The 12,917-nt window shown below is 38.9% G+C and carries 8 protein-coding genes; all 8 read left to right on the plus strand.

What is annotated here, in order from left to right:
* Positions 1 to 2,222, plus strand: a 2,222-nt coding sequence (locus ACT8YW_RS11175; RefSeq protein WP_444104929.1) for a SusC/RagA family TonB-linked outer membrane protein, incomplete at its 5' end; no start/stop codon positions are given.
* Positions 2,223 to 2,233: 11 nt separating this feature from the next.
* Positions 2,234 to 3,808 (plus strand): SusD/RagB family nutrient-binding outer membrane lipoprotein, encoded by a 1,575-nt coding sequence (locus ACT8YW_RS11180; RefSeq protein ID WP_444104930.1) that lies wholly within the window; start codon positions 2,234 to 2,236, stop codon positions 3,806 to 3,808.
* A gap of 25 nt (positions 3,809 to 3,833) precedes the next feature.
* Positions 3,834 to 4,970, plus strand: a complete 1,137-nt coding sequence (locus ACT8YW_RS11185) for a glycoside hydrolase family 18 (protein ID WP_444104931.1) — start codon at positions 3,834 to 3,836, stop codon at positions 4,968 to 4,970.
* 31 nt (positions 4,971 to 5,001) lie between these two features.
* On the plus strand, positions 5,002 to 6,132 hold the full coding sequence (locus tag ACT8YW_RS11190) for a DUF1735 and LamG domain-containing protein (protein WP_444104932.1): 1,131 nt from the start codon (positions 5,002 to 5,004) through the stop codon (positions 6,130 to 6,132).
* A gap of 155 nt (positions 6,133 to 6,287) precedes the next feature.
* The gene (locus ACT8YW_RS11195; protein ID WP_444104933.1) at positions 6,288 to 8,471 is read left to right on the plus strand and encodes a DUF4838 domain-containing protein; all 2,184 of its coding nucleotides are present in this window, start codon (positions 6,288 to 6,290) and stop codon (positions 8,469 to 8,471) included.
* Positions 8,472 to 8,569: 98 nt separating this feature from the next.
* Positions 8,570 to 9,898 carry an MFS transporter gene (locus ACT8YW_RS11200; RefSeq protein ID WP_004306233.1) on the plus strand — a complete coding sequence of 443 codons (1,329 nt, stop codon included), beginning with the start codon at positions 8,570 to 8,572 and terminating at the stop codon, positions 9,896 to 9,898.
* A gap of 16 nt (positions 9,899 to 9,914) precedes the next feature.
* Positions 9,915 to 10,883 (plus strand): 1,4-beta-mannosyl-N-acetylglucosamine phosphorylase, encoded by a 969-nt coding sequence (locus tag ACT8YW_RS11205; RefSeq protein WP_032844742.1) that lies wholly within the window; start codon positions 9,915 to 9,917, stop codon positions 10,881 to 10,883.
* A gap of 7 nt (positions 10,884 to 10,890) precedes the next feature.
* The coding region (locus tag ACT8YW_RS11210) for a GH92 family glycosyl hydrolase (RefSeq protein ID WP_444104934.1) at positions 10,891 to 12,917 on the plus strand (2,027 nt) is incomplete at its 3' end.

Genomic DNA, 12,917 nt, shown 5'->3' on the forward strand with positions numbered 1-12,917 from the left:
TTCAATATACTTATGGTAATTTGACAGGGCAAATGCTGCGCTGGGGATTAGACACTGATAAGAGATCGGTTCCTGCAAATTTTTTTAATACAGGAAGCAATGTTTCCAATGCACTTTCTCTCTCTACAGGTAATGATAAGAGTCAAAGCTATATCTCTGTAGCCACAACTAATGCAACAGGCATTATGCCCAATAATGACTATGATAGATATAATTTTTCATTCCGTAATACTACCAATTTCTTGAATAATAAGTTTATTTTGGATACAAGTGCTAACTATATTATTCAAAACGATAAGAATATGGTATCGCAAGGGCAGTATTTTAACCCGCTTACTTCTTTGTACTTGTTCCCACGTGGCGAAGATTTTTCTGATGTAGCTGTATACGAACGTTATGATGATTTGTCGGGTGTAAATACTCAGTATTGGCCATATGGTGATTTAGGCGGTGTTTCGTCTCAAAATCCTTATTGGATTATGAATCGTATGAATCGTGAGAACGATAGAAGACGTTATAAATTGGCTGCTAGTCTACAATATAACATCATTGAAGGGCTAAATGTACAAGGACGTGTGAGCATCGATAACACCGAAAGTAAATACACCGAAAAATTCCACGCAGGTACGGTCGGTAATTTTGCCGGTCCAAAAGGGCGATATAAAGAAGAAAACCGTCTAGATAGACAAGTGTATGCTGATGTATTGGCGAACTTCAATAAAACGTTCAATGAATTTAATGTAACGGCCAATTTGGGTGCTTCTATTAAGGATCTTCGTATGGAGTTGACTTCTTTGCATGGAGACTTGAACAATGTAACTAATCATTTTACCATCGAAAACCTTACACGCAGTGGTTATTATAAAGTAAATGCTGATGGTTTAAAGCGGCAGACACAATCAGTTTTTGCTAATGCGGAAATAGGCTGGAGAAGTTTTCTCTACTTAAGTCTCACCGGACGTGCTGACTGGGATTCTTCTCTGGCTCTTTCAGAAAGAGGAAATAAACCGTTTTTCTATCCTTCTATTGGTCTTTCAAGCATTTTGAGTGAAGTTATTGATTTGCCTGAATGGTTCTCATTCTTAAAAGCACGTTTTTCTTTCACTTCGGTGGGTAATGCCTATGATCCATATTTGACAAAGGTACGTTATGTTTATGATGATCAGCTTGACCAATATAAAGCAGAATCCTTGTATCCAAACTCTGATTTGAAACCAGAAATTACTAAATCTTATGAGGCGGGATTGAATATGCGTTTCTTCAAGAATACATTGAATTTTGATATTACTTATTACAACTCTGATACACGTAACCAAACATTCGCCGCACCTCTTCCGGCAAGTTCTGGGTATACGGCTGTTAACATCCAAGCAGGTAGTGTACAGAACCAAGGTATAGAGATGGCCTTAGGATACAAAAATGAGTGGCGTGATTTCGGTTGGTCCAGTAATTTTACTTTTACTTATAATAAGAATAAAATTAAAAGATTGGCTGATGGTGTTACAAACAGAATTACGGGGGAACCGATTGAAATGCCTTATGTAGACAAAGCAAGATTAGGAGGCTCTACTTCGCCGGTAGTACGCCTGACAGAAGGTGGTTCTATGGGAGACCTGTATATCAACCGTGACTTTAAACGCGATAATAATGGTTATATCTATTTGGATGCCAAGACTGGTTTGCCAAGTATGGTGGAAACCGAATATAAGAAAATCGGTTCATTGCTTCCAAAGGTTAATTTAGGATGGAGAAACTCATTTACTTATAAAGGTTTACGTCTGAATGTATTGTTAAGCGGACGTTTTGGTGGTTTGGTTGTATCTAATACACAAGCTTTCCTTGATCGTTGTGGTGTTTCCGAATATAGCGCACAACTTCGTCAGGCTGGAGGAGTAACCATCAATAACAGAAATGTATCCGCTAAGGATTATCTCGGCATAGTAGCGGCTGGTACTGGTGAAGGTGACCACTATGTATATGAAGCAACCAATATTCGTTTGCAGGAGGTTAGTCTTGAATATACACTCCCTAAAAAGTGGTTGTATAACATTGCTGATGTAACATTAGGTTTAATCGGAAATAATCTTGCTATGATATATTGCAAGGCACCGTTCGATCCTGAATTGGTTGCGTCATCTACCAGTACATTCTATACTGGTGTGGATTATTTCATGCAACCTAGCTTGAGAAACATGGGATTTAGTATAAAAGTACAATTCTAATAAAGCAACGAATGATGAAAAGATTCAATATAATTAAGACTGTAAGCGTGGCAGCTTTCACTACTACTCTGCTATTCGCTTCATGTACGGGAAACTTTGACGAATTAAACACACATCCAACAGACGTGTATCCCGAAGATATGACTCCGACGGAACGGGTCGGTACGTTGTTTGTGGCTATGACTCGCTTATTAAATGCCTGTCAGGAAAATAACAGTCAACACACTGAACAAATGGTAGGGCAGTATGGCGGGTATTTTGCAACAACTGCTCCTTGGAATGGTACTAATTTTGGAACATTCAATCCTAGTGCTGACTGGGTAGATGTTCCTTATAAAGATATGTTTACAGAGTTTTATCCGAATTTCCAGACAATAAAAGAATCTACAGGAGGTACCGGATATATTTATGCGTGGGCATCTATTCTGAGGGTCGGTGTTATGCTTCGTGTAGCTGATATTTATGGGCCTATCCCTTACTCTGAAATGGGAAAAGGAGAATTCCAAGTGGCATATGACGATGTGAAAACACTCTATCATAATATGTTTGATGATTTGACACGTAGTATCAATGTACTTTCGGCATTTGTTCAGGAAAATGAAGGAAAAGAAGTACCTGTTGCCGAATATGATATCATATATAATGGTGATTTTAGCAAATGGATCAAATACGCTAACTCTTTAAAACTTCGTATGGCCGTACGTATCGCTTCTAATACTGAAGATACAGAATATGCCAAACAAATGATGGCGGAAGCGATTGATGGCGGAGTGATAGAATCTAATGATGATAATGCCTTTTTTCCATCTATGCCATATAACCCATTTTGGATTGCTTCAGATTGGGGTGATTTAGCTATCAATGCAACACTTTCTGCATACATGAATGGATATAATGATCCACGTATCAGCAAATATATGAATACTTCGACTTCTTATAGAGAGTATCGTGGTGTACGTATGGGTATTAAAGATACAAGTAAAAGCGTTGAAGGTAGTGCTGCAAGGTACTCTAAACCAGCTGTAACAGATGCTTCTCCTATGCCAGTTTTTTATGCGGCAGAAACTTATTTCTTAAAAGCTGAAGCGGCTTTACAAGGATGGATTGCAGGCGGAACAGCAGCAGCTAAGAGTTACTATGAACAAGGTATTCAAATTTCAATGAATCAATATGGTGTAGAGATTGGTGATTATCTTTCAAGTACAGTTGTTCCTCAAGGGTATACAGATCGATGGAACTCTCAAAATAATATTTCATTTACTGATGTTCCTACTGTTGCATGGGAAAACGGAAGTAATAAACTTCAGAAGATTATTACTCAAAAATGGATTGCCAACTATCCATTGGGAATCGAAGCGTGGTGTGATTATCGCCGAACTGGTTATCCTGAATTGTTTACGGCGCGAGATAATCTAAGCTCTGTTAGTTATATCGGTGATATTGATAGTAAACGTATGGTACGTCGTTTACCATATCCTACAACGGAAAAATCTAGTAACTCAGCCAATGTAGAAGCAGCTATTGCAACTATGTTAGGTGGTCCGGACACCGGAGCTACAGATTTGTGGTGGGCGAAAAAGAATTAATTTTTAACCTGATAAAATATAGAATATGAATATAAAGCATATAAAAAATGCATTCGGATTTGCATTTGCCGCTATATTCTTCGTTGGATGTACGGATGTGGAATCTATTAATGATGTTGATTTGAATCAAACAATTAAAACTGATGAATATTATGCTGCTTTGCGCAAGTGGAAAGAAACACCGGGACTTCCACAAGTGTTCGTTTGGTTCGACAATTGGACAGGAACTTCTCCTACCGGTGAAAATAGCTTGAGAGGTCTGCCTGATTCTGTAACCATTGCTTCCAACTGGGGTGGGCATCCGAAATTTGAATTAACTTCGGAGCGAAAGGCTGATATGGAATATGTACAAAAAGTGAAAGGCACAAAGGTTGTTGTTACCTTATTTTCTCAAAATATAGGCGACGACCTTCCAGATAAAGAAATTTATCATGAAGCTGGAACCAGTAGTGATCCGGAAAAGGTGAGACCTGCAATTAAAGCCTATGCAGAGGATATTTATAAAGCTTGTCTTGAATGTGGATATGATGGTTATGACTGGGATTATGAGCCTGGTGGTGGAATGGGAGTTGGTCCGCTTTGGTCAAATAAAGTACAGAGAACTATTTTTGTCGAGGAACTTTCCTACTGGTTTGGACATGGTGCTATGGATCCTAACCGCGATCGTGGAGATCGCCCTATGCCAGAGAAACGCCTTCTTTTCTTGATTGACGGTGAGGTTGGAATCCGAACAGGTATGGATAAAGAATGGCTTTCATACTATGTAGACTATTTTGTATTGCAAGCTTATGGTGGAATGGGAGATTATAGAATGACAGGCGTGTTGCGTGATATGGATGATTGGATACAACAGGGGATTATTACTCCGGATGAAATTGTCCGCAGAACCATAGCTACCGAGAATTTTGAATCGTATGCTAATACTGGAGGAGGATTCCTGGGTATGTCAAACTACGTATATAAAAATACTTATACTGTTAATGGAAAACCTTATGAAATAGACCAGTTAATTGGTGGATGTGGTCTTTATCGTGTAGGCTTTGACTATGCACAAGGTAAGGGCGATTATGATGGTTCACCGGAATATTATTTCTTGCGTCAGGGAATTACAAACATATATAGGAATTTCTATGATCGCATGAATGCTGCCAACGAAGAATAATGATTAAACGAATTTTATAAGAATGAAAATTATGAAATATATCTATTTATCAAGTCTTATGATTGCATTGTCAGCATTTCTTATAGGATGTGAGAATGCAGAATACAAGGCACAGTCAAACAGCCTTTACATAACAGATGCGGCTGGTACAAACAATGCTACTACTGTTACCATGGATGATGGTGCAGACATTAACGTTGTTGTGCGTTTAGCTCAAAAAGTTATGGAAGATGTGGAAGTGGAAATCCAGTTCTCTCCTGAATTACTGGCTGAATACAATGCAACTAGCGGTACGGAATATGAAGTCTTGCCAGCCGATATGCTTCCAAAGAATGCGACAGTGACAATTCCGGCAGGTGAAATTAGTGCCAATTATCGACTTCATGTGGATGATTTTGTGACTAATGGTATTACTTATGCCATTCCTCTTACATTAGGTAATGTTATAAAAGGTAATATTGTAAAATCAAAAGCTCAAAGTAAATTTATTTATGTATTAGCTAAGCCTTTGAATGTTTCTGTGCCTGTATTGCGTGGTAATGCCGGAAATGTAACAACACTTCCTGAAACGGATTGGGGAATTACAGTAGATGCATGGACATTGGAAGCATGGGTACGTATGGATGGTTATAGTATAAATAATCAGGCTATTTTCACTTCCGGAAGTAATGATCATGAAATCTATATCCGTTTTGGAGATGCCAATAGGCCTTACAATTATCTACAGATAAAGTCTTTGGGAGGTCAAAAACAAACAGCCAGTGACTTGGAAGCAAACACTTGGTATCATTGGGCTTTCGTTTATAATGGAACAACACTTACTATTTATAGAAATGGAAAACAAGATACCTTCTTTGATCCTCCTGCACCGAAAGGTGGAAGCGTACGCTTTGATTTTATGAAAATAGTGGATAGTGGTAGCTATTTCCGTAATAATTGTGCTATGAGTCAGGTTCGCCTATGGAAAGTAGCTCGTACAGAATCGGAGATCGCAAACAATATGTATTTTGAAGTTAATCCTAAGAATCCTAATTTGATTGCCCTTTGGCCAATGGATGAAGGAGATGGCACTTCCTTTAGAGATGCTACAGGAAACGGACACAATGCAACATCTAATGGTGCTCTTCAAAGGTGGGAACATAATATCCGATTTGATAAATAAAATGTTCTAGGCTAATAAATCATTGCAAAGAGGAGGATATGTCGCAGAGGCATATCCTCTTTTTTATATGTTAAAGTATCCATAATTTATTAGAACTTTATTCTCCTGAATTGTACTTCTAGTAAATGCTCATATAAACTTAAATTCTAACAAACATGAAACATTGGTTATTATCTGTTTTGCTGGTGGTATGTGGTACTGTTTCAGCACAAATAACACTCGTAAAAGATGGCAAAAGTAGTGCTCGCATCATTGTGCAGGACAAGATGCCAAATAGTAAGACGTCAGCGCAATTCTTACAACGTTTTCTTACTGAAATTTCGGGAGTTGCACTTCCTATTGAAAATGATAAAACTCCTCGAAAAGGAGATATTCTCATTGGTGGTCAATCTTCGGCGGAAGTAACAGAGGATGGATTCTCTATTTCTACTCAAGATGGTATTCTAAAAATATCTGGTAAAGAAAACGGTGTTGTATATGGGGTTGTTACTTTATTGGAGCAATATTTGGGTATCGATTATTGGGGAGAGAATGAATATTCTCTTACCCCTTCAAAAACGGTGAACTTACCCTTCATTAATAAAGTCGAGAATCCGGGCTTTCGTTACCGTCAGACACAATGTTATGCTATCCATACAGACTCTATTTATAAGTGGTGGAATCGTTTAGAGGAACCGAATGAAGTGTTTGCTGCCGGTTATTGGGTGCATACTTTTGATAAGCTTCTGCCTTCATCCATTTATGGGAAAGAACATCCGGAATATTATTCTTACTTCAAAGGAAAACGCCACCCGGGAAAGGCCAGCCAGTGGTGTTTGAGTAATCCGGAGGTTTTTGAGATTGTTGCTCAACGTGTTGATTCTATTTTCAAAGCAAATCCAAATAAACATATCATATCTGTAAGTCAGAATGATGGTAATTATACAAATTGTACGTGTGATGCTTGTAAGGCAATTGATGATTATGAAGGAGCATTATCAGGAAGTATCATCACTTTTCTGAATAAGTTGGCTGCCCGTTTCCCGGATAAAGAATTTTCCACATTGGCTTATCTATATACTATGAATCCTCCGAAACATGTGAAACCTTTGCCGAATGTGAATATTATGTTGTGTGATATTGACTGTGACCGTGAAGTAACTTTGACGGAGAATGCTTCGGGAAAAGAGTTTGTGAAAGCCATGGAAGGATGGTCTAAGATTACCAATAATATTTTCGTGTGGGATTACGGTATTAACTTTGATAATTATCTGGCTCCATTTCCTAATTTCCATATTTTACAGGACAATATCCGTCTTTTCAAAAAGAATCATGCCACCATGCATTTCTCTCAAATAGCAGGGAGCAGGGGAGGAGATTTTGCAGAACTTCGCGCTTATTTAGTGTCAAAGTTAATGTGGAATCCCGAAGTTAATGTAGACTCATTGATGCAACATTTTTTGCATGGATATTATGGTGAAGCAGCGCCATATCTTTATCAGTACATAAAGATAATGGAAGGAGCATTAATTGGTAGTGGACAGAGGTTGTGGATATATGATTCACCCGTATCACATAAATATGGCATGCTAAAGCCTGCTTTGATGCGTCGTTATAATCATTTGTTTGATTTGGCTGAAAAAGCTGTTGAAGCAGAACCTGGTTTCTTGAAACGAGTTCAACGGGCACGTCTGCCAATTCAGTATTCAGAACTGGAAATAGCACGAACGGAGACAGAAAAAGACTTGGTAGATATCAATAAAAAGTTAGACCTTTTTGAGGAACGCGTGAAAGAGTTTCAAGTTCCGACATTGAATGAGCGTTCCAATTCACCGGTAGACTATTGTAAATTGTACAGGGAACGTTACATGCCACAAAAAGAGAAAAGTTTGGCATTGGGTGCAAAGGTTACTTATCTAATACCTCCTACCGGAAAATATGCGGCATTAGGAAAGAACGCACTGATTGACGGTTTGTTTGGTGGAGCAACCTTTGTTGATAGCTGGATTGGTTGGGAAGGAACCGATGGTGCATTCGTTATAGATTTGGGCGAAGCGAAAGAGATACATAGTGTGGAAACAGATTTTCTTCATCAAATAGGGGCCTGGATTCTTTTTCCTCTAAAGGTGGTTTATTCATACGCTGAAGACGGTGAGCATTATACACATTGGAAAACGATTGATTTACTGGAAGAACGTACCGGTGAAGTAAAATTCCGTGGAGTCAAGGCTGAATCAGCCGAACCGATAAAAACTCGTTATGTGAAAGTAGAAGTCACCGGAACAAAAGAATGTCCGACTTGGCATTATGGTGTAGGTCATCCTTCGTGGTTCTTTATAGACGAAGTGATAATAAAATAAAAAAAGTAGGGGGGAGACGTTAGTAGTTTCCCCCTTTTAGTTGTATTATATATAGATGGGTCAGAAAAATGTTTTTTTTCATCTATATACTATGATTTATGCAACAGAATAAAACTGCTTCTCAACGAAAAACTATTAACCCGGCTTGCTGGGTACCTACTGCTTATTTTGCAATGGGACTTCCCTTTATTGCTATTAATCTGGTTTCTGTTTTCATGTTTAAGGATCTTGGAATTTCGGATACGCAAATTGCATTCTGGACTTCTCTGATTATGATGCCTTGGACACTGAAATTTTTGTGGAGCCCTTTTCTTGAAATGTATCGTACGAAAAAATTCTTCGTATTGATTACAGAATTATTGAGTGGTGTATTGTTTGGAGTAGTAGCCTTTTCTTTGTTTTTCGATTACTTTTTCGCCATAAGTATCTCTACAATGGCAGTGATTGCCTTTAGTGGAGCAACGCACGATATTGCTTGTGATGGTGTATATATGGCTGAATTGAACAAGGAAGATCAGGCAAAATATATCGGAGTGCAGGGTGCTTTTTATAATGTAGCCAAATTGGTTGCTAATGGAGGATTAGTTGCTATGGCAGGAGCATTGGCAGAGCACTTTGGAGCAATAGAAGGTGCTTCGATAGATGCTAACAAAGGAGCGTATTCATCTGCATGGATGATTATTTTCGGCGTAATTGCGGCAATAATGGTACTGATCGGTATTTATCATATAAAAATGTTACCTTCTACACAGGTTCCGTCAACAACAAAGAAAACTGCATCGGAGGTTGGGCACGAATTGGTAGCAGTCATTGCTAACTTCTTTACTAAAAAGCATATTCTTTATTACATCTGTTTTATTATTTTATATCGTTTGGCAGAAGGCTTTATCATGAAAATAGCTCCGCTGTTTTTACGTGCGTCAAGAGATGTAGGCGGCTTAGGACTGTCGTTAACAGAGATCGGTACGCTAAATGGTATCTTTGGTTCCGCTGCTTTCGTTTTAGGCTCATTGTTGGCAGGTATTTATGTCTCTAAGTTCGGATTGAAAAAGACACTATTTACTCTCTGCTGTATTTTTAATCTTCCGTTTGTAGCCTATACCTTTTTGGCAGTTGCACAGCCTACTAATGTATATCTGATCGGAACTTGTATAACAATGGAATATTTTGGTTATGGCTTTGGTTTTGTCGGACTGACGTTGTTTATGATGCAACAGATTGCTCCAGGCAAACATCAAATGTCACATTACGCATTTGCTTCAGGAATCATGAATCTGGGAGTGATGCTTCCGGGAATGGTTAGTGGTTATCTTAGTGACTTATTAGGATATCGTAATTTCTTTATCTATGTGTTAATCGCAACTATTCCAGCTTTTCTGATTACTTATTTCATACCTTTCACGTATGATGACTCAAAAAATAAATAATATAAAATCAACGATTATGAATAAAATTCAAATTCCTTGGGAAGATCGTCCTGTCGGATGTACGGACGTTATGTGGCGTTACTCACAAAATCCAGTTATCGGACGTTATCATATTCCTTCATCTAATAGTATTTTCAATAGTGCTGTTGTTCCTTTTGAGGATGGTTTTGCAGGCGTATTCCGTTGTGATAACAAAGCTGTACAGATGAATATCTTTGCAGGTTTTAGTAAGGACGGAATTCATTGGGATATCAATCATGAACCTATTCAGTTTAAAGCAGGTAACACGGAAATGATTGAGTCGGAATATAAATACGACCCTCGTGTTACATGGATTGAAGACCGTTATTGGGTGACTTGGTGTAATGGTTATCATGGCCCTACGATTGGTATTGCCTATACTTTTGACTTTAAGGAGTTTTTCCAGTGCGAAAATGCTTTCTTGCCTTTCAATCGTAATGGTGTACTTTTCCCGCAGAAGATCGATGGCAAGTATGCGATGTTGAGTCGTCCCAGTGATAATGGACATACTCCGTTTGGCGACATATACATCAGCTATAGCCCGGATATGAAATATTGGGGTGAACACCGCTGTGTAATGAAAGTGACTCCTTTCCCGGAAAGCGCTTGGCAGTGTACGAAGATTGGTGCAGGTTCAGTTCCTTTCCTTACAGATGAAGGCTGGTTGCTGTTCTATCACGGTGTAATCACTACTTGTAATGGTTTCCGTTACGCTATGGGATCTGCCATATTGGATAAAGATCATCCGGAAAAAGTCCTCTACCGTACACGTGAATATCTGCTTGGTCCGGCTGCTCCTTACGAACTTCAGGGTGACGTTCCTAATGTAGTATTCCCCTGTGCTGCTTTGCAAGATGGTGAACGTGTTGCTGTTTATTATGGTGCGGCAGATACTGTGGTAGGTATGGCCTTCGGATATATAAAAGAGATTATCGATTTCACGAAACGAACGAGTATCATTTAATAAAGATATGAAACGTATTATATTAACTTACACACTTGCTTTTTCCCTTCTTTCCGCTTATGCGGGGGAAGGGGGAAGCCCTCCCCTTAAAAATACGGATAAAAGTCTTTTGATAGATTATGTAGATCCTTTTATCGGAACTACTAATTTCGGGACTACCAATCCCGGAGCGATTTGTCCAAATGGTATGATGTCTGTGGTTCCTTTCAATGTGATGGGATCTTCTGAAAATACCTATGATAAAGACGCACGGTGGTGGTCTACGCCTTATGAATATACAAACTGTTTCTTTACCGGATATGCTCATGTAAATTTGAGTGGAGTCGGTTGTCCGGAATTAGGTTCTTTATTGCTGATGCCTACTACCGGAGAACTGAATGTGGATTATAAGGAATATGGTAGTAAGTATAAGGATGAACAGGCTTCACCGGGTTATTATTCTAATTATCTGACTAAATACAACGTAAAAACAGAAGTCTCGGCTACTCCTCGTACCGGTATTGCCCGTTTTACTTTTCCAAAAGGAAAAAGTCATATATTGTTGAATTTAGGTGAAGGATTAACGAATGAGAGCGGTGCCATGCTTCGTCGTGTAAGCGATTGTGAGGTGGAAGGAGTCAAATTGCTTGGTACATTCTGTTATAACCCTCAAGCTGTGTTTCCTATTTACTTTGTATTACGGGTTAAAAAGAACCCTTCTGCAACAGGGTATTGGAAGAAACAACGTGCGATGACGGGTGTTGAGGCTGAATGGGATCCGGACCAGGGAAAGTATAAACTTTATACTCGCTACGGAAAAGAAATAGCAGGAGATGACATCGGTACTTATTTCTCCTTCGACACAGAAGAAGGTGAGCAGGTAGAAGTACAAATGGGAGTTTCTTTTGTAAGTATAGAAAATGCCCGGTTGAATCTGGATCGTGAACAGGCTGGAAAGAATTTCGAGCAGATTCATGCTGAAGCACGCTCCAAATGGAATGATGACTTATCACGTATAACTGTAGAAGGTGGTACGGATGCTCAAAAAACTGTATTTTACACAGCACTTTACCATTTGCTGATTCATCCTAATATTTTGCAGGATGTAAACGGAGAATATCCGGCAATGGAAAGTGATAAGATTTTGACAACAAAAGGAGATCGCTATACTGTCTTTTCTCTTTGGGATACTTACCGCAATGTTCATCAATTGTTGACTTTGGTTTATCCGGAACGTCAGATGGAAATGGTACGTACAATGCTCGATATGTATCGCGAACATGGATGGTTGCCTAAATGGGAATTATATGGCAGGGAAACATTGACAATGGAAGGTGATCCGAGTATTCCGGTAATTGTAGATACCTGGATGAAAGGTTTGCGTGATTTTGATGTTGATTTGGCTTATGAAGCAATGTACAAATCTGCTACATTACCCGGAGCGGAAAACTTGATGCGTCCTGATAATGATGATTATATGTCCAAGGGATATGTGCCTCTTCGCGAACAGTATGACAATTCCGTATCTCATGCATTGGAATATTATATTGCTGATTTTGCGTTATCTCGCTTTGCAGAGGCTTTGGGTAAAAAGAAAGATGCAGAGATGTTCTACAAGCGTTCTCTGGGATACAAACATTATTATAGCAAAGAATTTGGTACTTTCCGTCCGATTCTTCCAGATGGAACTTTTTACAGTCCGTTTAATCCGAGACAAGGAGAGAACTTTGAACCGAATCCCGGTTTCCATGAAGGTAATTCCTGGAATTATACATTCTATGTGCCACATGATGTATATGGCTTGGCAAAACTAATGGGTGGAAAGAAACCTTTTATTGATAAGCTACAAATGGTTTTTGACGAAGGGCTTTATGACCCGGCAAATGAACCGGATATTGCTTATGCCCATTTATTCTCATATTTTAAAGGTGAAGAATGGCGCACACAGAAAGAGACGCAACGTTTAATAGACAAGTACTTTACTACCAAACCTGATGGTATTCCAGGAAACGATGATACGGGAACGATGTCTTCCTGGGCTATTTTCAATATGAT

It is taken from the genome of Bacteroides sp., from assembly GCF_052357945.1.
In the GTDB taxonomy this organism is placed as follows: domain Bacteria; phylum Bacteroidota; class Bacteroidia; order Bacteroidales; family Bacteroidaceae; genus Bacteroides.

What these genes read in the sequence shown, in the direction of transcription:
- ACT8YW_RS11205 (WP_032844742.1), top strand. Translation starts at nt 9,915, where the DNA reads ATGAATAAAATTCAAATTCCTTGGGAAGATCGTCCTGTCGGATGTACG.
- ACT8YW_RS11195 (WP_444104933.1), top strand. Translation starts at nt 6,288, where the DNA reads ATGAAACATTGGTTATTATCTGTTTTGCTGGTGGTATGTGGTACTGTT.
- ACT8YW_RS11185 (WP_444104931.1), top strand. Translation starts at nt 3,834, where the DNA reads ATGAATATAAAGCATATAAAAAATGCATTCGGATTTGCATTTGCCGCT.
- ACT8YW_RS11200 (WP_004306233.1), top strand. Translation starts at nt 8,570, where the DNA reads ATGCAACAGAATAAAACTGCTTCTCAACGAAAAACTATTAACCCGGCT.
- ACT8YW_RS11190 (WP_444104932.1), top strand. Translation starts at nt 5,002, where the DNA reads ATGAAATATATCTATTTATCAAGTCTTATGATTGCATTGTCAGCATTT.
- ACT8YW_RS11180 (WP_444104930.1), top strand. Translation starts at nt 2,234, where the DNA reads ATGATGAAAAGATTCAATATAATTAAGACTGTAAGCGTGGCAGCTTTC.